Source organism: Nocardia salmonicida NBRC 13393 (assembly GCF_001613085.1).
Classification (GTDB): Bacteria; Actinomycetota; Actinomycetes; order Mycobacteriales; family Mycobacteriaceae; genus Nocardia; species Nocardia salmonicida.
Genome location: NZ_BDBR01000048.1, coordinates 56,516 through 78,565, shown reverse-complemented (window position 1 = coordinate 78,565; position 22,050 = coordinate 56,516). Strand labels below are relative to the sequence as shown.

Here is a 22,050-nt window from a genome sequence, read left to right as displayed (position 1 = left end):
GTTCCGTATCACACTGTGCCCCAGCCGATTCAGCGCAAATTGGGGTTTCAGGGCGTCACTGTTCCGCAGCCTGGAACCCGTGTCATGCTGCCCCGCTCCGACGATCAGTTCGGCTGGCATTGGGCCTGCGAACCCACACCAGGACGACTGCGCCTACCACAGCGCTCGCTCGTACTGGCCGCCATCCACCTGTCGATATACGAAGGCGCGGACGTTGTTCCGGCCTGAGCACGCGCCAGGCGCATACGCGACTGCCTGACTGGCACGAACTGATGGCGACGTTCGGTCGCCGCCGCAGTTGTTCTATGACGATGGCGGATTTCACGAGCACGCCGTTGCGTCCGGCCTTGGCGATCGCGGCAAGCAGCGGCGGCGACCGAACGTCATCGCCCGTAGCAGCGAATCACGCGTTGCCGCACCGAACAGCAACGGCACCGTGAACACCGCGAGGGTCACCGCGACCATGCCCCGTGTAGCGTTGCTCGATTCCGATGAACAGCTGTGTGGTCGCCTTCGTCGCGCCGGCATGTTCGACCAGGGTGGCGATGCGGGCCACGACGGCCACGCTCGGCACCTGCGTGGTGACCTCGCTGTCCAACGCGGACAAGCTGATCGACTACACCGCGCCGCGGCGGTGATCCGGGCGTTCCCCGATCATTGTCCGCGCTCCGGTTAACACCGGGCGCGCACCGGGATATCTTCGGGCAGAACCCGCCGCGCGCCGAACCCGGGAATCCGCCGGACGGGGTCGAATCACTGGAGGCAGTCGTGCCCACTCCACTCGTCCGGAAAACCGCTGTGGCGGCCGCGCTGGCCGCCGCCCTGCTCTCCCTCACCGCCTGCAACGACGAGGTCGGCACCGCGACACCGGCCAGCACACCGGTGGCCACCTCCGCGGGCACGCCGGCCGGCGCCCCCGCCGCGGGCCGCGCGGGGCAATCCACCGTGCGCACCCTCGGCAAGACCGGCTGGTACGACGATTTCGCCATCACCGTGGACAAGGCCACCGTGGTGCCGAACGAGTACGGCGGCGCCGAGGTGACCATCGACATCACCTACGCCAATACCGGCCTCGCCGACCGGATGCTGGGGCTGACCCCGACGCTGCTGGTCAACGGCGAGCTCGAGGGCGGCGCGACCTTCGACAGCCCGACCGTCGCCGCGGGCGGCAAGGGCAGGGGCAAGGCCGAGTTCCCGGTGCGCTCGCTCGACGACGCCGAGCACCTGATCGACACCATCACGATCGTCTACGGCACGGCCACCGACAACCAGACCATCATCTCGCTGAAGAAGGACGCGAAGGTCCAAAGCGTCCAGCCGCGCAGCTTCCCGACCTCCGCGAAGCTCACCCAAGGCGAGACGACAGTGACCGTCACCGGCGCGACCCTGCACCCGAGCTACAGCACCGGCGAGCGCGGCAAATCCGATGTGGCGCTGCACATCACGCTCACCGGCGGCTCCGGCATCCCCGCCGGCGGCGCCAACATCTACTACCAGTACTTCAGCGTGCGCACCCCGGACGGCCGCACCGTGCCCGCCGACTTCAAAGGCCCGATCAACGAGCTGCTCGGCGCGCGCCAGACCATCGACAAGCCGGACAACTTCGTGGTCTTCGTGGTCGACTCCCCCGGCACCGGCGCCTACACGCTGGTCTACAACGCGCTCGGCGCCGAGGGCGAAGCCTCCGCGCCGACCGCCGCCTTCACCCTGAACTGACCCAGGGAAAGGCGAACGGCGGTACCGCACCTCGTCGTGCGGTACCGCCGTTCTCGTTCCTGACCACCGTCACTTGGCGGCGGAACCGGTGCCGATCAGGTTGCCGAGACCGGTGAGCAGGTTCGACGAACCGGCGCTCCACCCGTCCAGGTAGGGGTTGGTGTAGCCATCGGCGGTCAGCTTCGGCAGCGGCTGCACGCTGGACGAAGAAATCACCACCTCCTCAGTAGCCCGCCTTGGCATGAGCGGGGCCGGACCCCCTCTGGCTCGGCGAGGGTGGTCAGAACCCATGTCCACGACAGTGTGGACATGGCTGTCATCGAAGTTGAGCCGGTTGGCGACCCGATTTACGCGCCGGAAGGACTGGCATTTCGGGACCCGGATTGGGCCGACGAGGTGATCACCCTCGGTTACCCACCTGTGCCGTGCGCAACAAAGTCACCGCTGATTGTTCACCGCGGCGAGGTCGTGAGTCCCGCCGTTGGCATGTTGGATGGACCCGGGTTTCTCTACTCGGCGACTACTCGAGGCGGGAACAGCGGTGGTCCAGTCGTCGCGCTCGATGGCAGGGGCGTCGGTCTCGTCGCTGACGCAGTTTTTCAGGAAGGAAATGGGTAGGCGCCGTACTTCCGATCCATCCCATCTTCGACGCTCGTGTAAGCGGCAGACGAGCTCGGGTTCTCGTCCCTGATCAGGTTCGAGGATTGGTCACGATTCGGGACTGCACACACCACCGACAACCACCTCCAGCAAGACGGCTCAAACCCGGTCCAAGGCCGTGCCTGAGCTGATACTTCGGTGGGCCTGACGCTCCACAACGCGAACGCCCTGACGGCGGTCGGGCCGCAGATCCGGGTTCCTACCGGTCGGCACCCGCGCGGCGAGCGGGGGCCGATAGCGGCAAGGCGCACCTACGCCCCGGCCCTCGACGGGGTCGACCGGCTCTTCCTGCTCGTCCCCGGCATCGGCACAGACCACACCCGCGACATGGTCGCCGCGGCACGAGCAGCCGGGGTCGGCCGAGTCGTGCTGCTGTCGTCGTACAACGTGATGGGTGACCCGATCCCCGCGATGGGGCGCTGGCATCACCACCGCGAAACGATCGTCCGCGGCTCGGGCATTCCCTACACGATTCTGCGACCCGGCGGCTTGACGACCAACGCCCTCGAGTGGGCACCGGTGATCCGCGCCGGCGGCGCCGTCGACGACCCCACCGGTCCCGGCCGCTACACACCGGTCGACCTGGCCGACATTGCCGCAGTGGCGGCGGTCGCGCTCACCGAGGACGGCCACGAGGGAAAGGAGTACTACCTCACCGGCGAGCAGATGTTCACCATCGCGGAACAGGTAGCAGTCATCGGGGCCACGCTCGGCTGCGACATCGAGATCCACGAGGCCGCGACACCCGAACAGGCCGTCGCATCTCGGTACCCCCGCGGTGCCCCTCCGGCTCTCGCCGAAGCCATCCTCGAAGGATTCACGCTGATGCGCCAGGCGGCAGAGTCGAACCCTCGCCGTCGGCATGCGCGGATATCGGCGGGACTGCTGCCGGCGGGGAACCAAGGCTGAGATATGGGCAGCAAGCCGCGCCGGGTTCGACGGATCCGGCGCGGCTGCTCGGCCGAGTGTTCGCGCACTACGAGCTTGTGGAGCTATGGCGACTCGAACTCTGCCCCCACTCAGCGGTTCGGTGTCCCATGATCGCTGACGGGCGGCCTACGGTTGGTGGCTATTTTTGCGTCGCAGGTTCGATCCCCTGGGGAACCGCAACGTCGTTCGACCCCCACCTTCGCCGGGCCCGCGCGGAGCAGCGCGTGCGACATGTCGCCCACGAACCCGCAATAGGCGTCGTCGCCGAATGTTTCGCTGTAGCCGCAGAGCAGCCAGAGCGTGGACACCACACCCAGACAGATGGAGTTCATCATCAGCGTGAGCACACTCTTGGCGCCCATCATTCTGCCGTAGAGAACGCCAGACCCGGAGTCATCAACCTGACCAGCGCGGCGCAGGTATCTCCCGAATTCACATTCGTACCTCATATCCGACGGGATTCCGGCACAGCATCGAGAAGCGCTGTTTCCCCGAACAACCCGCGGTGTTTCGAGTCGATGAATTCAGCGGTCCGGCGATCGGGAGACCACAGTGCGAGCAACTAGTTCCAGCGTCACCGCGACCGCGCACGTCTGCGACAGCATCAACCCGATCAGCACCAGGATCTGCACCGCGCCGGCCTGTGCGGCCGAGCCACTGGTGAGGAGCACGCCGATGAAAGCACCTGGCAGAGTGACCAATCCGACCGTGCGGGCCTGGTCGACGCCTGGGATCAACGCGTCGGTGGCGGCGCCTGTCAGCACCATCATGCGGGCCTGGTGGCCGGTGAAGCCGAGGCTCAGCGCGGCTTCGACCTCGCCCCAGCGTTGGTTGACCGCGTCGAGTCCGCGCCGGGCCGCCAACAAGGTCGCGGTCATGGTGCCGCCGAGCAGGATTCCGCCGATCGACACCAGCGTCAGCCCGTGGATCGGAACGACACCGCTGGCCAACGTCACCGGCATCGCCGCGACGATTCCGGCGGCGATGGCCAATCCGAGCCAGATCCCGGATCGCCCGGCCTCGGCTCGGCGCACCGAGGTGAACACCGCGGCCCCGAACATGACCAGCAGGACGACAGCTGCCGACCAGAGATGACGCACGGCTGCGGCGAGGATCAGGGCGATCGCGCTGAGTTGCAGGACCGCCCGGATCGAGGCTCTGGGCACCACCGATGGCGATCCCAGTCCAGCGAGCCGATAGACCGCCGCCGACGCGATCACCATTACCACGCACAGCACGATCAGGGCGATACTCGGCGTCACCGCCATCGTCGGCTCCTGGTCGCGACGGCTGAACGGCGATACATGGAGCCACATTCTATGCATCGGTCACCTGCTGACGCTGCCGACGCGAGATTTGTCGCAGGCCGTCCCCTCGTGCCGGGGCGAACCCAGGACGAGCGTCCGCTCAGCTGTCGAACAGGGCTGACCCCCAATAGGATTGGGAATCCACACCAGGCGGCACAGCGAAAACACCGGATCCGACATGCTTGATGTACTCGTTGAGCGCGTCGTTGCGTGCGAGGTTGTTCTGCATCGGCACGAACTGGGTGACCGGGTTGCGGCAGTAGGCGATGAAGAACAAGCCGGCGTCCAGGTGGCCGAAGCCGTCCGAACCATCGGTGAAGTTATACCCCCGTCGCATGATCTGGATACCGCCGAGCTCCTCGGCCGAGGCCAAGCGGACGTGGGCATCGGTGTCGACCAACGGCCCTGACGGCCCAGCCGACTGCAAATCCAGCTCATCGAACTCGTCGCGCCCACCCATCGGCGCGCCGGTGCCCTTGGTGCGACCGATCACCCGTTCCTGTTCATGCAATGTGGTGCGATCCCACGGCTCGATCAACATGCGAATCCGGCGCGTTACCAAATACGACCCGCCGGCCATCCACGCCTGATCGTCGCCGCGGTCGACCCAGACGAACTTATCGACCAGGTCGCGATCCTCGGCCTTGATATTGCGAGTTCCGTCCTTGAAGCCCAACAGGTTTCGCGGTGTCACCTGGCTGGTCGACGTCGATGAGGTCCGGCCGAACCCGAGCTGGGACCATCGGACAGAAACCACGCCGAACCCGGCGCGGGCGAGGTTACGAATGGCGTGCACAGCGACCTGCGGGTCGTCCGCGCATGCTTGGACAGCGATGTCACCGCCGCAGCGGGCGAGTTCCAACGCGTCGCCGGTGAACTTGGGCAGATCGACCAGCGCGGCGGGTTTGCGTGCAGCCAGCCCGAACCGGTCGGTGCCGTCGGCATGGGTGAACAGCGACGGACCGAATCCGATCGTCAACGTCAGCCGCGACGCCTGCAGATCGAGCGCTTCGCCGGTATCGGTGGGCGGCGCATACTCCTCTCCTCCGGTGGCGCCGTCGGGTGTCGCCTCGTAGCCGACGGTCATCCGCTCAGCCATCACCGTCCAGGTCTTGAGCAGTTCGATCAGCTCGGCCCGCGAGGTGGTCTGCACGTCGAAAGTCGCGAAGTGCAGCCGATCCTGGGCGGGAGTGACGATGCCCGCCTGGTGGTCCCCGTGAAACGGCACCGTGGGCGAGATCGTCCCCGCGCCGGCCGGACTCGACAGGCGACCGGCCAGGACTCCGGCACCGGCCGCGGCCACGCCGATACCGGCTGAGCCGATCAGGCCGCGGCGCGAGATCGCGCCGCGGCCCTGTCGCTTGTCAGGATCCGGCGACGACACCCTGCACCTGACTCACGACCGCGGACAACGCATCGATACGGCGGGCGAGATCGACTCGCTGCTCCTCGGTCACCGTGTCGTAGCTGACCTGACCGTCACCACGCCTGTACTTGGCCAGCTCGGCATCGAGTTCGGTGAAACGACGGTCGATCTGCTTACCCAGCTCGACATTGCGCTCATCGAGAATCGGTCGCAGCGACGCGATGGCAGCCTGGGAGCCGTCGACGTTGGCCTGGAAGTCCCACAGGTCGGTATGGGAGAAGAGGTCTTCCTCGCCGGTGATCTTGGTGCGCGCGATCTCGTCGAGTAGCGTTTGCGCGCCGCCGGCCACCTGCAGCGGGTCGACGGCGAAATCGGCGGCGTTGATTCCCGCGACCAGCTCGTCCAGGTCGGCGAGCAGCTGATCGGCGATCTGGTTGGTGTCGGGCTGCAGGCCCTGGGCCCACAGGTCCTTCTCCAGGCGGTGGAACCCCGTCCACTTGTCACCGCCGGCGAGATCTGCTTCGCGCAGGTCCAGGCGAGGATCGAGGTCGTCAGGGAAGCTCTCGGCGACCGGCTCGATCCGCTCGTAGTAGGTGCGGGTCCGCGGGTACTGCGCCTTCGCCTCGTCGATCTTGCCGGACTTGATCGAGGCCACGAAGCCCTTCGCGGTGTCCTGCAACGCCGCGGCTTGGCTGGTCAGGTAGCGCTTGTACCCGGCGGCGGCATCGGCGAGTTTGCCTGTCTCGTCGCGGGTCTGCGCCGCACCGGTCACGGTGAAGTTCTGGCGAATGCCGTCGCCGATCATGCCCGGCTTACACGCGGCCTGGTACGCGCCGGGATCAGACACCGGCACGATCAGCTTCCGGGTCAGCCCCGGCCCGATGTTCTCGACCTCACCGATCACCCGCTCACCGACGCCATAGACGTAGAACTCGGTCACCTTGGTGCCGTTGTTGGTCACCTGGAATGTCACGGTGCCGGTTTCGGCGGAATCGCGCGAGAGCGCGCACGTCGAGTCGTCGGCGGTGACCGCGATATCACCGGCATCGCCGTCGGACTTGCTGGTGCACGAGGCGAGCAATACCGCGGCCGTCGCGACGACAGCGATCGAGACAAGTGGATAACGCACGGGGACTTGACCTTTCGTTATTACGGGGCAACCGCGGAACCAGTCGGCTCGGGACGACGCCCGCCCGAAGACGTGAACGGCACGACCGGCCGCAAGAACAACGTCAGCACCACGACCACATAGACAGACCAGGCCACCACCTGCAGGACGGTCGGTTCGGGACGGAAGTTGAAAATGCCCTGGGCAACGGTGCCGTACCAACTCGACATGGAAAACCACGACGAGATATCGAACGCACGCGACCCCAGCCCGGGCAGCCAACCTGCGGTCTGTAAGGCCCGGATCCCGTAGGCGAGGATTCCGGCGGCGACCACGATCAGTAGCGCGCCGGTGTATTTGAAGAACACCGCGAAGTTGATCCGTACCGCACCGAAGTACATCGCGACCGTCAACACCACCGCGATCAGAATCCCGAGCAGCAGGCCGATCAGCGGCCACCGGCTGCCCGCGGTGTTCTCCGCGTATCCGACCATCAACAGCGCCGTCTCCACCCCTTCACGCCCCACCGCGAAGAACGCCAGCGCGAGCACCGCGGACGGGCCGATGGTCAGTGCCTTCGACATACCCTCCCGAAGTTCACCGGAAATGGACCGCGACGCCGTCCGCATCCACAGCACCATCCACGTCACGATCACCACCGCGACCAGCGACGCGAGGCCCGAGATCAGCTCGGCGGCAACACCCGTCACGGTCGACGTGCCGAAACGGACCCCGACGAAGATCGCCGCAACCATCACGATCGCAGCGCCCACACCCCCGGCGACCCATTTCAACGACTCACGGCGCTGCGACTTCACCAGAAAGGCCACCAAGATCATGATCACGATCCCGGTCTCGAGGCCCTCCCGCACACCGATCAAACCACTACCGACCAATTGCGCCGCAACCGACGGCGCACTGGATGCAACTACTCTCTCGATCACATCCGCTCCCGGTCGATCCTATGTCCACCCCCACCAATTTGATAAGGCAAGCCTAGTCTTACACACCGCAGGTCGGGGTGGTCACCGGATCCCGAGTCCGATATTGAGTGCATGGATCCCCACGGTGGTGGCGATCTTCAATACCTTGAGGATCTCGCGAGTCGTAACTCCGAAGTCGAGCATCACCTACAACGCGATCGAGGCGATCATCGCGTTGACCGAGGGCGCACGGCGTCCTCGACCGCGCTGATCGGGTTCGGCCTGGTTCGGTGATCGAGGTTTCGTCCGCAGCGGCGGTGGCCTGGCAGTTCGCCGGCACCATCGCGACGCACAACACGATCAGGGCACTGCACGGCGTCACCGCCATATTTGACTCGTGGCCGCGACGGTTGAAGACATAGAGCAACATTCTATGGACCGGTCACCGACCGACGTCCCAGGCGGACCGCACTACCTCGAGAACCAGGACCCGAGCACGTTCATCAGCGGTCGCCGGTGGCGATGTGCCGAAGTCGAGCAAGAAGCAGGAAGCCGCGCAGAAGTTCCTGGCCTACAGCACGGGCACAAAGGGGCAGGAAGATCCAGCGAAACGGCGACTCGAGGGAGTTCCCCCGGCAAGTGATGTCGCCGCGAACCCACGCTCCCGGCGCTGTCCAGTTGGACGCTCCGGCGATCAAGCTCCTCGAAGCGAACGGAATGACCGTCATCCCGGTCCAGCACCGTCATTCGCTGCAGATGTCGGCAACCCGACCGATGAGATCGCCGTACCCGGCATCGGTGGTCGCGATACCCCCATCGCCCGCTGGTGCCGCGAGAACGTGCACGGTCGAGACCGCCGCGCCCGACGTGCCGGGCGCTGGGTCGGGCACGGTCTGGCCCGGTCGCCCGGGAAAGACCGGTTCGAGTTCACCGCGATCAGGGTTGGCATACAATGCGATCCCCGCGATGCGCTCCGCCGGGACCGGCCCGTGCCCGGCACCGATGTCGCGCGCGAAGCTCGCCATCGCTTGGGCGCCTTGGCTGTAGCCGACACCGGCGAGCATCGTGTTCGGGCATGCCTCGACGACCTGGCGTGCAGCGGTGTCGCGACTGGCCCGGGCGCCCGAGACCGAGGATACGTAGGGATCCGAGCCCCCACCGGGGACGATGCCGCCGAATCCCGCGTCGTAGCCGATGTAGGCGCGCTGCACGAGACCTGGAACCGCAGCCGCGACCGGCCCGATCAGCGACCCGACGACACCGATGTCAGCGAGTGGGTCCGCGCTCGGGGCGGACTGGCCGGTGCCCTGAACACCGAGGATGAACAAGGCCGGGCACCCATTGACCGGAACCGCTTCTGCGGCGCCGATGGGCGAGACGGCGGTGAGTACCGCTGCACCCACCATCGCGACGGCCCGACCTCCCGCGCTCGTGGTCACTGGCCGACTCCCACACCAGCACCGAACCCGGCGCCGATCGTTCCACCGACCGCCGCGCCGACAACACCGGCAGGCACTCCGAGAATCGCTGCGCCCGCCGCGGCACCGGCTGCGGCGCCGAGGGCGGTGCCCGCGACGCCGCTGGTGGCTTGGCCGACGATCGGGACGGGGATCACGATTCCGAGTGCGGCACCGGCGATTCCGCCGACTGTGCCGCCGATCAGCCCGCCGACCGTCGCACCGATGGCCGCGGCGGGTGCACCGAGCACGGTCGCGCCTGCAGCGCCACCCAATCCGGTGCCTACCAGGACCGCGCCGCTGACGCGATCGGAGCGCCCCGCCGGGATACCGATCGAATCCAGAGCCGCTGCGACCTGCGCTTCGGCGCCTGCGGCGGTGTTGTTGATGGTGTCGCGGGCTTCTACGGGCAACCACTCCGGGCTCGGCGTCTACCACTCCCCTATCCGGATCGTGTTCTCTGGCAAGACATTCGTGGCGAATGCTGCGAAATTCCGTTTTCCGGACGTTGAAGAGCCGTTGATCGGACAGATAAGGTGCCCGAAAATTTCGGGCACCTACCGTCCCGCTCTTTTGTTTGCACGAATCCCAATACATCCCCTCGTCGCCGACCTCTCGAAACAACTTTGGCGAACCCGGACGAGCGACCACCCGAGCACTATGAAAAAGCACGTCCGTGCTGACTTGCGCCGACCAGGTGCTCGTGCCGTTCTCGACGCTGTTGTCGCTGCCGTCGTACTTACCTGCGACGAGGCGCCGGTGCTACCCGAGAATCCCCGCCCCCGCCGTGTCACTGCCAGCGACGACACCCGCCGCGCGGGCAAGGACTACCTCGATCGGCTCGTTGCTTAGCGCAAGTAAGGTAATGTATAGTTGCATTCTGCAAGTAAATTTCGTCCGTCTGGGAGCAGTCATGGCAGTGTCACCCGATACGGCTCAGAGCCTGATCAGAGAGCTCTATTTCATGGGCCGGGCCATCCGCGCTGCCCTCTCCCATCCGGACGAAGGTGACCTGCTTCCCGGCGGCATCGGCGTACTGGGCTCGCTCGAGGCCAGAGGTCCGTGCCGACAGGTGGATCTCGCGGTGGACTTGTGCATCAGCCCATCGACACTGAGCAGGCATGTCGGCGAACTGGTGCGGTCGGGCAACATTGCCCGCCACGCCGATCCCAACGATGGCCGGGCCACTCTCATCCAGATCACCGACGAAGGAAGCGATCTACTGCGGCGCGTCCGAATATCGCGGGCACGGGGATTGCAGACCGCTCTCGCCCATTGGAGCGAGGACGAAGCCGAACAGGCCACCTCGGTTGTTCTGAAGCTCAGGAATTCACTGGCCACAGTTGCGCCCCACAGCGCGGTGGGCGCGCGCCGGCCGGATTCGACAGAAAGTCAGGAAGCGGATGTCTAATTCAGTCGAGGCGGGAACGCGGCGGGCCCCGGTCGCGATGACCCATCGTCAAATCCTGGAAGCCATGACCGGGCTGCTGGCGGCGCTGTTCACAGCACTGCTCAGCACCACGATCGTGGCGACCGCGCTGCCCACGATCATCGGCGACCTGGAGGGGTCGCAGACCGCATACGCCTGGGTTATCACCACAGCACTGCTGGCCAACGCCGCGTCCACCCCGATCTGGGGCAAGTTCGCCGATCTGTTCAACAAGAAGCTGCTGGTCCAGTCGGCCATCGTCATCTTCGTGATCGGTTCGGTGATCGCGGGCGTCGCGGGCAATGTGCCCATGCTGTTGGCGGCACGAGTCATCCAGGGCATCGGCATGGGCGGATTGACCGCGCTCGTTGTCGCGATCATCGGTTCCATCGTCTCGCCGCGTGAACGCGGACGCTATTCCGGCTACATGGGTGCGGTGATGGCGGTGTCGATGTCGGGTGGACCCATCCTCGGCGGCGTCATCGTCGACAGTCCGCTCGGCTGGCGCTGGTGCTTCTTCGTCTGTGTGCCCCTGGCCGTGATCGCTCTGGTGCTGCTGCAGCGGACCCTGCGGCTGCCGACCGAACGCAAGGACGGGGTGTCGATCGACTGGCTCGGCGCCGCCCTGATGACGGCCGGTGTGTCGGTGCTACTCATCTGGGTGTCGTTCGCGGGGAAAGCGGATTACTACGCGTGGTTCTCCCGCGAATCGGCCCTGTATGTCGGCGTGGGCGTAGTGCTGCTGCTCGCGACCCTGCTGGTCGAATCCCGAGCCAAGTCGCCGATCATCCCGCTGTCGATCGTCACCGAGCGCACCACCGGTCTGGCGATCATCGCCTCGATCGCGGTCGGAATCGGCATGTTCGGAGCGACCACCTTCCTCGGCCAGTACTTCCAGACCTCTCGCGGATACTCACCGACGGTGGCCGGAGTGCTGACCATCCCGATGGTCGCGGGCATGCTCGTCGCGTCGACCGGTTCGGGACAGCTGATCACCCGGTTCGGGAAATGGAAGTCGTTCGTGGTCACCGGCGGTGCGCTGTTGGTGGTCGGGTTCGGGCTGCTCTCGACGATCGATCACGCCACCAACCTGTGGCTGGTCGGCACCTACATCGCCGTTGTCGGGCTCGGTGTCGGCATGATGATGCAGAACCTGGTGCTGGCCGTGCAGAACACCGTGAGCGTGCACAATATCGGCGCGGCATCGAGCAGCGTCGCGTTCTTCCGCACGTTCGGTGGCGCGATCGGCGTCTCGGTGCTGGGGTCGGTGCTGGCTACCCGGGTGAGCGAGCTGTCGACAGAAGGTTTCGCGAAGATCGGTGTGACAACCAGTTCTTCCGGCGGCAGCAATCTGAACCTCCACGGACTACCCGCACCGATCGCGACGATCGTGCGTGCCGCCTACGGCGATGCGACCGGCCGGATCTTCCTCATCGCCGCGGGGGCGGCGGTCGTCGCCCTCCTTGCGACCGCGTGGCTTCCGAACCGTCCGTTGCGTAGCACGATCGATATCGATCCGGCCCTCGACCCGACCGCGAAAGAGTCCGCGACGCAGGACAATCCGACCGATGCCGACGCAATGGCGGCGCTGGATGCCGAATTGGCCGTACTCGCGGAGTCGAAGTGGGAACAAGACCCGGTCTGGGAAGGCGCTGAGCGAGTGCTGTCCGAGTCGGAGCTGGTGCCTGCCTCGGCCGGACGTGCACCGGTAGATCAGAACGGTCATCGGGCGTTCCAGGTCGACGCGTCGGCGCAGTCCGCTCCGTCCACCCGCGAGTTGTCCGGGTCGGGCATCGGCGGTGGAGCGGTGGACGGTCACGTCCGCCGCGAGGATGGTCATCCGTTGCCGGGTGCGGTGTTGACGTTGATCGATCAGCGTGGCCGTCAGGTCGCGCGAGCGAGCAGTGCCGCTGATGGTGGTTTTGCGATCAGTGCGCCGGAGTCGGGCGCCCATGTGTTGATCGTGTCGGCGATGGGGCACCAGCCGACCGCGGTCAATGTGTCGGTGGGTCAGCGGACCCAGCCGATGGATCTGACCCTGGTGGGTTCCGGTGAGTTGTCGGGTGTCGTCCGTACCGCGGTCCAAGGGTCGCCGTTGCCGGGTGCGACCGTCACAGTGACCGATATGCGGGGTGAGGTGGTCGGGGCCGCGGTCACGGGCGGCGACGGCGCCTACCTGTGCCACGGTGTGGTGTCGGGTGTCTACACCTTGGTCGCGGCCGCTGAACACATGCGTCCCAGCGCGATCACATTGACGGTGCCCGACACTGGCGTCTTGAGTCATGACATCGAGTTGACCGCGATGGCGGTGCTCGCCGGATCGGCGCGGGCCGACGGCGATCGGGCGGTGCCGGACGTGCTGGTCACTGTGCTCGATGCCGCGGGTGAGGTGACCGCGATAACGCGCACCGATGAGAACGGTCGCTACGTCGTGACCGATCTTGTCGAGGGGCAATACACCGTGGTCGCTCGTGGTTATCCGCCGGTGACCGGGCAGGTCACCGTGACCGGCGGCGAGGCCGCCTACGACGTGCGGCTCGGTCACGAGCTCGGGGATCGTTGATGAGCGGATTGACCGGTCGTGTTCGCACCGCGGAAGGGTGGCCGGTGCCGGACGCGGTGTTGACGGTGACGGATATGACAGGCCGCCAGATCGCCCGTGCGGTTGTCGACGAAACCGGAGCGGTGAGCACCAGCCTGTTGCCCGCGGGTATTCATACCGCGGTGCTCACCGCTGTCGGTTTCGAGCCGGTGGCGCGGATCGCGCAGATCTCTTCTACCGGGACGGGCACGCTCGGTGAGGTGGTGTTGGCGCCGGCGCTAGGGGCAGTGGCGTTGCCCCCGCCGGGGCCATGGACGATCGATCCGGCACATTCGACGGTGATCGCCACCGCGCGTCATCTGGGAATCGCGAGTATCAAAGCCCGATTCGCTGACGTGAGTGGGCGACTCGACATCGCTGAGTCGTTCGAGCGGTCCACCGGGCACGCGGAGATCAAGGCAGCGGGTATCGATACCGGTAACTCGATGCGTGACAATCACCTGCGCTCGCCGGAGTTCTTGGACGTCGACAGGTATCCGATGATCACTTTCACCGCTCACGGGTTTCGTCGTACCGGGGGTGACACCTGGGTGATGCCGGGTGAGCTGGTTATGCACGGGCAGCGCCGCTCGGTCGATCTCGAGGTCGCCTTCGGTGGGTTCGGGCCAGATCCATGGGGTGGCGTACGCGCCGCGTTCCACGCCGAAACGCTCTTGCACCGCAACGACTTCGCCATCGATTACAACGCGGTTGTGCGCGCGGGAGTGGCCGCGGTCGGCACCACCGTCAAGATCGAACTCGACATCGAAGTCGTACAAGGCGAGCAGATACCCGCGATCTAGCGGCTCGCCCACACTGGGCCCCGCCGCTCGAGCAGACGGCATCGTTGGACGGTCGGCTCAGACGAACACGCGTTTCTGCCGATGGCAGGTCGTGTCGACTCCCTCGAATAGAGGGAGGCCCCCGACGATCTTCGATCAGGACTTGCCGTCCTCGACTGGCGTAGTGGGGTTCGGTCGGTTGGATTGATCGCCGAGGCGCGCGTGCAGCCGTTCACGGACCTGGTCCGGGGTGTATGCGCGACGTTTGCGTTCGGCCCGCACGATGACCACCCCGGTCGCCGCGACACCCGCGGTCCCGGCCAGACCCAATATCTTCCACCAGCGCATGCGCCTAGGCTAGTCGCTGTGTCACGCGAAACGCCGATAAGTATCGGCTTGGACGAAGCAGTAGCGCTTACGCGAACGGGGGATCTTTGGCTGTTTCGCGGGCATTCTCGCGCCGATCGCGCGATACGGGGGTTGACCAACAGTCCGGTGAACCATGTCGGCATGGCAGTGGTCATCGATGACCTACCGGCGCTGATATGGCATGCCGAGCTCGGTCGGGCGCTGCCGGATATCTGGTCGGGTAGCCATCATCGCGGAGCCCAGCTACACGATTTGCGGGACGCGGTCATCCGATGGAGCCAGGAGTACGGGCAACAGGCATGGCTGCGTCAGTTGGATCGGCCGGTGACCAGCGAGATGGAGGATGCAGCGCTGCGGGTGGTGGCCAGGCTGGACGGCATGCCGTTCCCCTCCACCGGCGCGCTGGCGGGGCGCTGGTTGCTGGGCCGGGTACCGGTACCGAAGCGGTCGAAAGAGCGCCAATCCGATCAGGCCGGTCTGGAGAACGCCTACTGCGCGGAGATCGTCGCCATGACTTATGAGGCCATGGGCTTGTTGCCGAACAGACGCCCGAATTGGTATGACCCGGGCAGATTTTGGAGTGGCGACAACCTGCGATTGGCCGAGGGGTATCACCTCGGCGGGGAAATCACGGTGCACATTCCCGACCACTGACCTGGGCAGATTCCGCCACGAGTGACACCACCTCTTCGTGCACGGACCGCGTGGTACGACCACAAGATTCATCGTTCCGGGTGGGGTGGCATTCGCTGCCATCCGTCGACTTCGGATGATCTTGTTGGGCGTGTCGCTGGGCGAGTCCGGACCTAGGTCGACGAACTTCGTGAATCCCGAGACTCGACGCGTGCGTTGAGTAGATCCTGATGCGGTGCCGAGCATTTCGTGCGCGCAGGCACCCGCCGTTTTCACCGCGCAGGCGCGCAGTGGCGGAGTGGGGACAGTCTCATCCACGACGAACGGAGCGGAAAATGCAGATCCAATTCATCGGCGGCGCGGGCGTGAGTGACGACGCGGCGACCCTGGTCGTCGACAAACCTGTCATGATCAGCGCGTTTGCCACCAACGGAAGTGACACTCCCGTGCAGCCGGGCGACGTGACCTATGCCTGGACATGGCCGACCTGGTTGCCTACGTTTCCTCGAGGCTACGACTGGCCCGCAGACGCTCAGCAGACCCAGTTCGTTGCCTCCGATGATCTGGTCGGCAGGGTCGCGGAGGTCGGAGTAACGATCACCACCGAGGACGGCCAGAAGGCCTCCAAAACGCTGAAATGCACCATCGCGAAACAGCTTTAGGCCGGCGGTCGTAGGTGCGAGTCGGGTACGTGCACGGCTGCACGTACCCGGTCATCCGCGACAATCAGCGTCGGTTGCCAGTTGTCGAATCGATTCGTTCAAGGAGAAGTCATGGCTACGGTAGTGACAGGCCCTAGCGAACTGAACAAGGGTGACTACATCCAGGTCACCTGGAATCACCCCCGGGAACCCCGGCCCGGAAACATCCAGTCGCCCGGCGGCGAGGTGGGCTACGCCAACGACACCGAGATCGGCTGGAAGTGCGAGATCTCGCGATTGTCTGTCGGTGGCCCGTGGACGGCCTTCTCGAAGGTGGAGAAAGTCTGATTCCGCGGTAGGCGGCACCGCTATTGCTCGACCGACCATCGGCTATTGCCCGTGACCACGTTGCCTGGCAGGCCAATCGCCTGCCAGGCAACGACCTGTAGTGCTGCAAACCGGCCTGCGAGCGGATGGTGATCTGCCCCTGAGCGGCCGTCCCCCAACGTCTCCGAACGGCCCACCTTGCCCGACGCTCCTGCTAGGGACTGATAATCCGTTGCCGAAACGCACTTCGCTGACCGAGTATTCGGCATGACTTCTGATCTCGCACAGCATTACTCCGGCGCCTCGGAGCACGATCGCCTGTCCAGGTCCCCACACGGCCGCCTGGAGTTCCTCCGCACACAAGAACTGATCCGTCGCGTCCTCACAGCTCCGATGAGAGTGCTCGATGTCGGTGGCGGCACCGGGGTCCACGCCGAATGGTTGGCGAACGACGGTCACGTCGTGCACCTGGTCGATCCGGTGCCCGAACACGTCGAGAGGGCCTCGACACTACCTGGGGTGACCGCCGAAATCGGCGATGCGCGCCGACTGCCCGCCCCCGACAACAGCTTCGACACCGTCCTGCTACTCGGACCGCTGTACCACCTCACCGAATCCGACGACCGGACAACAGCTTTGGATGAGGCCATACGCGTGCTTCGTCCCGGAGGCATCCTGATCGCGGCCGCGATCAGTCGCTACCTGTCGGCCCTGGAGGCCGGCACCAACGGCACCCTCGACGACACACTGACAACCGCGGTGGGCGAGGTGATCGCCACAGGTGACTACGACGGCCACGCCGGTTTCGTTCGGACACATTGGCATACGGCAGACGAGCTCCGTACCGAGATCGAGGCAGCCGGTCTCATCGATGTCGTGGCCTACGGCGTCGAAGGTCCGGCCTGGCCAACACTCGATCACGCCGGACAACACAGCTTTCGATCCCTCGTCACCGCAGCACTGCACTGTGCACGACTACTGGAGCAGGACCCACTGCTGATCAACGCAAGCGCGCACTTATTGGCAATCGCGCGGACCGGGCACTGACCTGGCCCGTGGCATAAACGCACTCTCCTGCCGCGTCGGTGCGTCGGCGATGGTTAGACGAATACACATCAAATCCGGCTTCTCACCTATGGAATTGCCCGAGCCAGATGCATTGACTGGAGCCGTGATCAGCAACACCCCTCACTCTTCGGAAGGATCATGATGGGCACTGCACCACATTCGTTGACCGCCAAGGATATCGAGTTTCTCGAACGCCCCCTCTACGGGTTTCTGTCCGTAGCCGACGGACCGACACCGCCCCAACCCCGGCCGGTGTGGTTCGAGGTCACCACCGAGGGCACAATCCAACTGTTCACCGACCCGGACTCGGTGAAGGTCTCGCGATTGCGGCGCGACCCCCGCTCCTCCATCGTCGTCGCTGCCCCCGTAGGTGAACGCGAGCGCTGGGTTTCCGTCGCCGGCCACACCACCATCTCACCCGACGGAGCCCACGAGCTGCTCGCCCGCCTGGCGGCTCGCTACTGGGACCTCGACGACGAGAGTCGAGCCGACGAACTCGACAAGATGCTGGCCGGCAAATGGTTGCTCATCACCATCGAGCCCGAAACCGTGAGTCGATTCTCGATATGACGGTCGTACTCTGTCAGATACCTCGACCGAGGATCATTGCGCCGACGTCGCGAGATCCTCTGTGGCGTCAGCGCAGTGAATCCGTAGCCGAATCAGCGCGGAACGGCCCAACCGCTGCCAGTGCACTGGCACTGGACGCGCTCGACCGGCCTCCAGCTACTAGCATCCGTGTGAAACCTTCCGCACTCGAATGAAAAGGATTCCCATGGCTCGCAAAGTCGTTGTCAGCCTTATCGACGACTTCGACGGCACTTCCGACGCCGACGAGACCGTTACGTTCGCTTTGGACGGACTCACCTACGAAATCGACCTGTCCGATACGAACGCCACCAAGCTGCGCGAAACGTTCGACCAGTGGCTCCCCTACGCCCGTCGAATCGGCCGCGCCAAGTCTTCCGCCGGTCGTCTCGCCGGAAAGAAATCCGCGAGTGCAACCACCCCACGCAGCGATCTCACCGCCATTCGCTCGTGGGCCGGCGAAAACGGTCACACCGTCTCTACCCGCGGACGGATCGCCGCAGACGTCATCGCCGCGTATGACGCAGCGTCGGCATAGAATTGGTTCCTATTCCTCGCTTACGGCACGATTCGGCATGCGCCCGGTGATCGGCCCACAGCCGCGCTGACCAGCAAATGATCGCGTTCGGGATCGCCGAGCGCGGTTGCTCGATAAGGTCGGCTGAAAGATCGAGCGGGAGGTGGACGTGGGAGTCAAACAGCGGGCTACGGTGCAGATGAGCGCGGAGGAGATCGCGCAGTTCCTCGACCGCAGTAGGGTGCTCACCTTGGCCACCCTCGATGCCGAGGGGAAACCGCACCTGACAGCGATGTGGTTCGGGCACATCGACGGCAAGATCTACTTCGAGACCAAGGCGAAGTCGCAGAAGGCAGCCAACTTACGCCGCAACCCGACCCTGACCTGCATGGCCGAGGCGGGCGACACCTACGACCAGCTGCGCGGCGTTTCGATCGAAGGAACAGCGCACCTGATCGAGGACCCCGAGGATGAGGAGTACTGGAACGCCGGAATCGACGTCTTCCGCCGCTACGTCGGTCCCTACACCGAACAGGCTCGTCCCCTGGTCGAGTCCATGATGAACAAACGCATCGTCGTTCGGGTCGAGCCGACGCGGATCCGCTCCTGGGACCATCGCAAACTCGGTCTGCCCGCCATGCCGCTCGGCGGCAGTACAGCCGGCGTACAACCCTGATCGGCGTTCATCGGGTCGGCCGAGACGACCAACATGTCGTCCCGGCTTCCTCGACGCCACCTTGCACGCCTACAACGGACCGATGGTCGACCCGAGCGGTACACCGACTCCGGGGGGAGCCGGTGTGCCGACAGCTCAGCGACTCCGTGGACTTCCGGTCACATCGCTTGCGCGGACCCGTAGCCGAAGGTCGAGCGGTCCTCGTCGCGGGCAACCAGTTTGCCGTTCACGTAAATCGCGGCGAACACGTAATGGGCGTCGCTGTGACTGATCGCCGACCAGACGAACGACTTTTTAGGGAACAGCGCGTCGACGTTGCGGCACCACCGGTCACCCTCCATGGGCTCGGTCAGCGTGACGACCTCGTCGCGCTTGCCGAGGGAGTCGTAGTAGGTGATCTCGTTGCCTGCCTGCACGTCGGAGCAGAAGACGTAGCGGACGCTGCCGTAGGCGGGGACGTCAGCGGCGCCGGCAACACCGGCGCCCGCGACAACGGCCCCGGCTAGGGCGCCCGCGGCTCCGATCATCGCAACTGTGCGCCCGATGGCAGACCGTGTCATATCGAGTTGTCCTTTCGCGAAACGATGCACCGGCGGAATCCTCCCGTCAGTAGCAGTCCGCACGATGTACTCGCGTCGAGCGAACCGATCATTCAATCACACTGCGGCGCTTCTCTTTTCAGAGACCGCAGCCGCGGATGATCTGCCGGCGCGGGGTACTCGACCTCCGCTCCTGGTCACCCTTCGGACTTCGCGCCGTTGGGAACGGTCATCCCTGCTCCGATCAGCGGGGCCCGGATCGCTCACGCGGGGAGGGTGTCGCCAGGGAAGCCATGGCATGGGTGTACCTCGCAGTGCAGCAACGCCAGGCTGTAGGGTTTCGCGGTCGCAGCCAGCGTCCAGATCTGTTCGTCGGTCACCGTCGAACCCATGATGTCTCCTCAGTTCTGGATGCGCTCGGCCAGCGAAACGATGATCCCTTCGGGTCCGCGCACGTAGGCCATCCGCCACGCGCCCTCGTATTCGCCGATACCGCCCACCAGGCCGTAGCCGCCGGCTGCCGCGTGCTCGACCGCGGCCCGGAGGTCGGTTACTTCGAAGGCGACGTTGCGCAGCCCCAGTTCGTTGGCCGGTGCGACCGGCGAACCCGGAAGGTGATCCGGGCGTGTGAAACTCGACAGCTCCAGCGTTGTCCCGCCGCCAGGCAAGCGCAGCATGACGATCTCGGTGGCGGCACCGCTCATGCCGATCACGGTGTCCAGGAACTCGCCTTCGACAGCCATCTTCTGATCGGCCTGCAGGCCAAGGCTGACGAAGAACGCGGTGACGGTGTCGAGATCGGCAACGGTGATGCCGACGTGGTCGAAGTGCTGTACGAAGCCCATCGGCGACCTTCCTCGGGGGTACGAGCCGGCGGGGTCCGGCCTCGGTGATCCATCCGGATGCTGGCGCTCACCGTAGTTGGCCACAGCACACCGATCAAGGAAAGACCCAGCGCCCGGCCCCGTAGCCGCACACGAAAGGCCCTGCTCGTGGCGGTCAGCGACGAGAGCGCGATTCGCCCAGTGGTGAAACACCATCCATGATCTCGGTCCACCACGTGTCGAGAGGGCTGGGTTCGGGCCACCGGACGACGGTCGTCTCGGTCTGCGTGGCCGGTTCTTGTCTGTCAGTGGCGTAGTCGGTAGGCATTGCTGTTCCTCGCAATAGGTCGAACTGCGCGCGCTCAGTGGCTGCGGGTTGCGCGAGCCCGCAGCAGCGATCGCACCCGACCCCCAGATCGGGATGAGGCGATCGCGGTGTCAGTGCCGGACTCGTCATAGGTCAGCACTTGGCCGGCTTCGGGCCCACGACCGGTGTCGGTCGCGGTGAAGATCACGCGCTGTCCGGCGTGCAGGTGCTTGTAGCCCGGGGTAGCGATGGCGGTGTAGTCACAGAACACCGCCGGTCCGCCCCGGTCGGAGCTCAAGAACCCGAACCCTTTCGCCGCGTCGAACCAGCTCACGCGACCGGGCTGCCAGTGTCGGCATTCCGCTGCCTCGTGCTGGTGCGGGTCCAGATGCGCGCAGTGTTCAGCAGGCAAGACAGGACAGGTCATCGTCGGCATCGGGGACGCTCCAGGCTTGGTCGATACAGTCGGTCGGATCGGCGCGGCGGCCAGGCTCCTGGGCGTGCACGGCGGCGACGTCGAGGCCTGATTCGCGGTCCGAATCCGAGACGAAGGTCTCCTGTTCGACGCGATCGGCCTCGGAACCACTCGGTAAGACGGTCATCGGGTCCTCCTCGAATCGGCTAGCGGACGGGATGGAGGCGGTGGCCGGGTCCGCAGGCCCGGCCACCGGACTGCAGGGAGTCGAATTCAGCTCATTCGCAAGGGTTTCGGAGATCGTTCGAAACGCACCACCTCACTTCGGTGCGACACCGGTCGCGAACCGACATCGCCGACCTCGCTCCCGGACTCAGGCGTTGATCACCTGGGGTTCGCGGTCGTGATCGCGAGCGATCTCGATCTTGCGGGGTTTGGCCTTCTCCGCGACCGGGATCGACAGCCGCAGCACACCGTTGCGGTAGTCGGCGCGGATCCGGTCGGTGTCGAGGCTCTCGCCGAGGAACAACTGACGGCTGAACACCCCACGCGGGCGCTCCGCGGCGATCATCGACCGATTCGCGTCGAGGCCGGGCCGCGACGCGCGCACGGTCACCACATTGCGTTCGACATCCAAATCCAGCGATTCCGGGTCGATTCCGGGCAGATCGAACTCGACCACGAACTCATCGCCGTCGCGCCAAGCATCCATCGGCATCGCCGCCGGCTGTGCCGCTGTGCCGAACACCTGCTGGGTCCACCGGTCCAGATCACGGAAAGGATCGGTGCGCATCAACATGGTCGCCACCTCCAACTCACTCCATTCTCACTAGGATGATGATCAGATAACCTCTGTCATCTGACATAGATATTTTTTAGCACTCTAT

The 22,050-nt window shown here is 65.4% G+C and carries 29 protein-coding genes and 2 pseudogenes; 15 read left to right on the top strand and 16 right to left on the bottom strand.

All coding sequences use genetic code 11. The annotated features are described in order from the left end of the window. A pseudogene (locus NS1_RS41385) lies at positions 1 to 228 on the top strand (hypothetical protein); the annotation flags it as partial. Between the two features lie 46 nt (positions 229 to 274). On the opposite strand, the pseudogene NS1_RS42010 reads toward NS1_RS41385, so the two are convergent. Then, positions 275 to 562 (bottom strand): annotated as a pseudogene (locus NS1_RS42010) (heavy metal translocating P-type ATPase); the annotation flags it as partial. Between NS1_RS42010 and NS1_RS42210 the strand changes: the two are divergent. After that, positions 492 to 638, top strand: a complete 147-nt coding sequence (locus tag NS1_RS42210) for a hypothetical protein (protein ID WP_157125521.1) — start codon at positions 492 to 494, stop codon at positions 636 to 638. The pseudogene NS1_RS42010 and the gene NS1_RS42210 overlap by 71 nt on opposite strands. A 130-nt stretch (positions 639 to 768) precedes the next feature. Then, a complete protein-coding gene (locus NS1_RS33250; protein ID WP_062990938.1) occupies positions 769 to 1,716 on the top strand; it encodes a hypothetical protein in 948 nt (315 codons plus the stop codon). A 69-nt stretch (positions 1,717 to 1,785) separates the two neighbouring features. Here NS1_RS33250 and NS1_RS40505 read toward each other — a convergent pair whose 3' ends face one another. Further along, on the bottom strand, positions 1,786 to 1,932 hold the full coding sequence (locus NS1_RS40505; protein WP_157125520.1) for a hypothetical protein: 147 nt from the start codon (positions 1,930 to 1,932) through the stop codon (positions 1,786 to 1,788). Between NS1_RS40505 and NS1_RS39565 the strand changes: the two genes are divergently transcribed. Next, positions 1,885 to 2,334, top strand: coding sequence for a S1 family peptidase (locus tag NS1_RS39565; RefSeq protein WP_084504711.1), 450 nt, complete (start codon positions 1,885 to 1,887; stop codon positions 2,332 to 2,334). The two genes, NS1_RS40505 and NS1_RS39565, sit on opposite strands and share 48 nt — an antisense overlap. A gap of 180 nt (positions 2,335 to 2,514) precedes the next feature. Continuing rightward, entirely contained in the window at positions 2,515 to 3,285 is a 771-nt protein-coding gene (locus NS1_RS33245; RefSeq protein WP_062990936.1) for an NAD(P)H-binding protein, read from the top strand. Positions 3,286 to 3,395: 110 nt separating this feature from the next. Here the strand turns inward: NS1_RS33245 and NS1_RS33240 are convergent, their stop codons facing one another. From NS1_RS33240 to NS1_RS33210, 7 genes are all read right to left on the bottom strand, one after another. Then, the gene (locus NS1_RS33240) at positions 3,396 to 3,668 is read right to left on the bottom strand and encodes a hypothetical protein (RefSeq protein ID WP_255284785.1); all 273 of its coding nucleotides are present in this window, start codon (positions 3,666 to 3,668) and stop codon (positions 3,396 to 3,398) included. A 162-nt stretch (positions 3,669 to 3,830) separates the two neighbouring features. After that, positions 3,831 to 4,574 (bottom strand): ABC transporter permease, encoded by a 744-nt coding sequence (locus tag NS1_RS33235; RefSeq protein ID WP_062990952.1) that lies wholly within the window; start codon positions 4,572 to 4,574, stop codon positions 3,831 to 3,833. Positions 4,575 to 4,713: 139 nt separating this feature from the next. Further along, a complete protein-coding gene (gene efeB / locus NS1_RS33230; protein ID WP_062990932.1) occupies positions 4,714 to 5,997 on the bottom strand; it encodes an iron uptake transporter deferrochelatase/peroxidase subunit in 1,284 nt (427 codons plus the stop codon). Further along, complete coding sequence (gene efeO, locus NS1_RS33225; RefSeq protein WP_157125519.1) at positions 5,978 to 7,108, bottom strand: iron uptake system protein EfeO; 1,131 nt, start codon at positions 7,106 to 7,108, stop codon at positions 5,978 to 5,980. The genes efeB and efeO overlap by 20 nt, the downstream gene beginning before the upstream one ends. Before the next feature lie 20 nt (positions 7,109 to 7,128). Continuing rightward, complete coding sequence (efeU, locus tag NS1_RS33220) at positions 7,129 to 8,028, bottom strand: iron uptake transporter permease EfeU (protein WP_157125524.1); 900 nt, start codon at positions 8,026 to 8,028, stop codon at positions 7,129 to 7,131. A 725-nt stretch (positions 8,029 to 8,753) separates the two neighbouring features. After that, positions 8,754 to 9,449 (bottom strand): cutinase family protein, encoded by a 696-nt coding sequence (locus tag NS1_RS33215; RefSeq protein WP_062990926.1) that lies wholly within the window; start codon positions 9,447 to 9,449, stop codon positions 8,754 to 8,756. Further along, positions 9,446 to 9,880: a hypothetical protein gene (locus NS1_RS33210; protein ID WP_062990924.1), complete on the bottom strand. Its 435-nt coding sequence runs from the start codon at positions 9,878 to 9,880 to the stop codon at positions 9,446 to 9,448. Before NS1_RS33210 ends, NS1_RS33215 begins: the two co-directional genes overlap by 4 nt. 500 nt (positions 9,881 to 10,380) lie before the next feature. On the opposite strand from NS1_RS33210, the gene NS1_RS33205 reads away from it, so the two are divergent. From NS1_RS33205 to NS1_RS33195, 3 genes are read left to right on the top strand one after another with little or no spacing between them, the layout of a single operon-like run. Further along, complete coding sequence (locus tag NS1_RS33205) at positions 10,381 to 10,878, top strand: MarR family winged helix-turn-helix transcriptional regulator (RefSeq protein WP_062990922.1); 498 nt, start codon at positions 10,381 to 10,383, stop codon at positions 10,876 to 10,878. Next, a complete protein-coding gene (locus NS1_RS42670; RefSeq protein WP_157125518.1) occupies positions 10,871 to 13,459 on the top strand; it encodes an MFS transporter in 2,589 nt (862 codons plus the stop codon). The genes NS1_RS33205 and NS1_RS42670 overlap by 8 nt, the downstream gene beginning before the upstream one ends. Beyond that, on the top strand, positions 13,459 to 14,280 hold the full coding sequence (locus tag NS1_RS33195; protein WP_062990920.1) for a YceI family protein: 822 nt from the start codon (positions 13,459 to 13,461) through the stop codon (positions 14,278 to 14,280). Before NS1_RS42670 ends, NS1_RS33195 begins: the two co-directional genes overlap by 1 nt. A gap of 135 nt (positions 14,281 to 14,415) precedes the next feature. Here NS1_RS33195 and NS1_RS33190 read toward each other — a convergent pair whose 3' ends face one another. Further along, a complete protein-coding gene (locus NS1_RS33190) occupies positions 14,416 to 14,607 on the bottom strand; it encodes a hypothetical protein (RefSeq protein WP_062990918.1) in 192 nt (63 codons plus the stop codon). Positions 14,608 to 14,625: 18 nt separating this feature from the next. Between NS1_RS33190 and NS1_RS33185 the strand changes: the two genes are divergently transcribed. From NS1_RS33185 to NS1_RS33155, 7 genes are all read left to right on the top strand, one after another. Next, complete coding sequence (locus NS1_RS33185) at positions 14,626 to 15,282, top strand: hypothetical protein (RefSeq protein ID WP_218019995.1); 657 nt, start codon at positions 14,626 to 14,628, stop codon at positions 15,280 to 15,282. 314 nt (positions 15,283 to 15,596) lie between these two features. Then, positions 15,597 to 15,923: a hypothetical protein gene (locus NS1_RS33180; RefSeq protein ID WP_062990916.1), complete on the top strand. Its 327-nt coding sequence runs from the start codon at positions 15,597 to 15,599 to the stop codon at positions 15,921 to 15,923. A 111-nt stretch (positions 15,924 to 16,034) separates the two neighbouring features. Next, complete coding sequence (locus tag NS1_RS33175; protein WP_157125517.1) at positions 16,035 to 16,250, top strand: hypothetical protein; 216 nt, start codon at positions 16,035 to 16,037, stop codon at positions 16,248 to 16,250. Positions 16,251 to 16,496: 246 nt separating this feature from the next. Continuing rightward, positions 16,497 to 17,276 (top strand): class I SAM-dependent methyltransferase, encoded by a 780-nt coding sequence (locus tag NS1_RS33170; protein WP_062990912.1) that lies wholly within the window; start codon positions 16,497 to 16,499, stop codon positions 17,274 to 17,276. 162 nt (positions 17,277 to 17,438) lie between these two features. After that, entirely contained in the window at positions 17,439 to 17,867 is a 429-nt protein-coding gene (locus tag NS1_RS33165) for a pyridoxamine 5'-phosphate oxidase family protein (RefSeq protein ID WP_062990910.1), read from the top strand. Between the two features lie 205 nt (positions 17,868 to 18,072). Further along, positions 18,073 to 18,423 (top strand): histone-like nucleoid-structuring protein Lsr2, encoded by a 351-nt coding sequence (locus NS1_RS33160; protein WP_062990908.1) that lies wholly within the window; start codon positions 18,073 to 18,075, stop codon positions 18,421 to 18,423. A 148-nt stretch (positions 18,424 to 18,571) separates the two neighbouring features. After that, positions 18,572 to 19,078 carry a pyridoxamine 5'-phosphate oxidase family protein gene (locus NS1_RS33155; protein WP_062990949.1) on the top strand — a complete coding sequence of 169 codons (507 nt, stop codon included), beginning with the start codon at positions 18,572 to 18,574 and terminating at the stop codon, positions 19,076 to 19,078. A 158-nt stretch (positions 19,079 to 19,236) separates the two neighbouring features. On the opposite strand, the gene NS1_RS33150 is transcribed toward NS1_RS33155, so the two are convergent. The 6 genes from NS1_RS33150 to NS1_RS33130 form a co-directional block, all read right to left on the bottom strand. Continuing rightward, entirely contained in the window at positions 19,237 to 19,638 is a 402-nt protein-coding gene (locus NS1_RS33150; RefSeq protein WP_157125516.1) for a hypothetical protein, read from the bottom strand. 242 nt (positions 19,639 to 19,880) lie between these two features. Then, positions 19,881 to 20,009: a hypothetical protein gene (locus NS1_RS41995; RefSeq protein ID WP_255284784.1), complete on the bottom strand. Its 129-nt coding sequence runs from the start codon at positions 20,007 to 20,009 to the stop codon at positions 19,881 to 19,883. A gap of 9 nt (positions 20,010 to 20,018) precedes the next feature. Beyond that, entirely contained in the window at positions 20,019 to 20,462 is a 444-nt protein-coding gene (locus NS1_RS33145; protein ID WP_062990904.1) for a VOC family protein, read from the bottom strand. A 341-nt stretch (positions 20,463 to 20,803) separates the two neighbouring features. Next, positions 20,804 to 21,082, bottom strand: a complete 279-nt coding sequence (locus NS1_RS42230; protein ID WP_063816341.1) for a cold-shock protein — start codon at positions 21,080 to 21,082, stop codon at positions 20,804 to 20,806. Positions 21,083 to 21,149: 67 nt separating this feature from the next. Beyond that, positions 21,150 to 21,350 carry an Rv3202a family protein gene (locus NS1_RS33135; RefSeq protein WP_131816473.1) on the bottom strand — a complete coding sequence of 67 codons (201 nt, stop codon included), beginning with the start codon at positions 21,348 to 21,350 and terminating at the stop codon, positions 21,150 to 21,152. Between the two features lie 186 nt (positions 21,351 to 21,536). Beyond that, on the bottom strand, positions 21,537 to 21,962 hold the full coding sequence (locus NS1_RS33130) for an Hsp20/alpha crystallin family protein (RefSeq protein ID WP_084504714.1): 426 nt from the start codon (positions 21,960 to 21,962) through the stop codon (positions 21,537 to 21,539). Between the last annotated feature and the right edge of the window lie 88 nt (positions 21,963 to 22,050).

Coding starts and splice junctions, on each gene's coding strand:
- NS1_RS42210 (WP_157125521.1), top strand. CDS start 492: ATGAACAGCTGTGTGGTCGCCTTCGTCGCGCCGGCATGTTCGACCAGG.
- NS1_RS33135 (WP_131816473.1), bottom strand. CDS start 21,350: ATGACCGTCTTACCGAGTGGTTCCGAGGCCGATCGCGTCGAACAGGAG.
- NS1_RS41995 (WP_255284784.1), bottom strand. CDS start 20,009: ATGGGTTCGACGGTGACCGACGAACAGATCTGGACGCTGGCTGCGACC.
- NS1_RS33160 (WP_062990908.1), top strand. CDS start 18,073: ATGGCTCGCAAAGTCGTTGTCAGCCTTATCGACGACTTCGACGGCACT.
- NS1_RS33165 (WP_062990910.1), top strand. CDS start 17,439: ATGGGCACTGCACCACATTCGTTGACCGCCAAGGATATCGAGTTTCTC.
- NS1_RS33240 (WP_255284785.1), bottom strand. CDS start 3,668: ATGGGCGCCAAGAGTGTGCTCACGCTGATGATGAACTCCATCTGTCTG.
- NS1_RS33130 (WP_084504714.1), bottom strand. CDS start 21,962: ATGTTGATGCGCACCGATCCTTTCCGTGATCTGGACCGGTGGACCCAG.
- NS1_RS33190 (WP_062990918.1), bottom strand. CDS start 14,607: ATGCGCTGGTGGAAGATATTGGGTCTGGCCGGGACCGCGGGTGTCGCG.
- NS1_RS33235 (WP_062990952.1), bottom strand. CDS start 4,574: ATGGCGGTGACGCCGAGTATCGCCCTGATCGTGCTGTGCGTGGTAATG.
- NS1_RS33195 (WP_062990920.1), top strand. CDS start 13,459: ATGAGCGGATTGACCGGTCGTGTTCGCACCGCGGAAGGGTGGCCGGTG.
- NS1_RS42670 (WP_157125518.1), top strand. CDS start 10,871: ATGTCTAATTCAGTCGAGGCGGGAACGCGGCGGGCCCCGGTCGCGATG.
- NS1_RS33145 (WP_062990904.1), bottom strand. CDS start 20,462: ATGGGCTTCGTACAGCACTTCGACCACGTCGGCATCACCGTTGCCGAT.
- NS1_RS33170 (WP_062990912.1), top strand. CDS start 16,497: ATGACTTCTGATCTCGCACAGCATTACTCCGGCGCCTCGGAGCACGAT.
- NS1_RS33180 (WP_062990916.1), top strand. CDS start 15,597: ATGCAGATCCAATTCATCGGCGGCGCGGGCGTGAGTGACGACGCGGCG.
- NS1_RS33150 (WP_157125516.1), bottom strand. CDS start 19,638: ATGACACGGTCTGCCATCGGGCGCACAGTTGCGATGATCGGAGCCGCG.
- NS1_RS33205 (WP_062990922.1), top strand. CDS start 10,381: ATGGCAGTGTCACCCGATACGGCTCAGAGCCTGATCAGAGAGCTCTAT.
- NS1_RS33175 (WP_157125517.1), top strand. CDS start 16,035: ATGGCTACGGTAGTGACAGGCCCTAGCGAACTGAACAAGGGTGACTAC.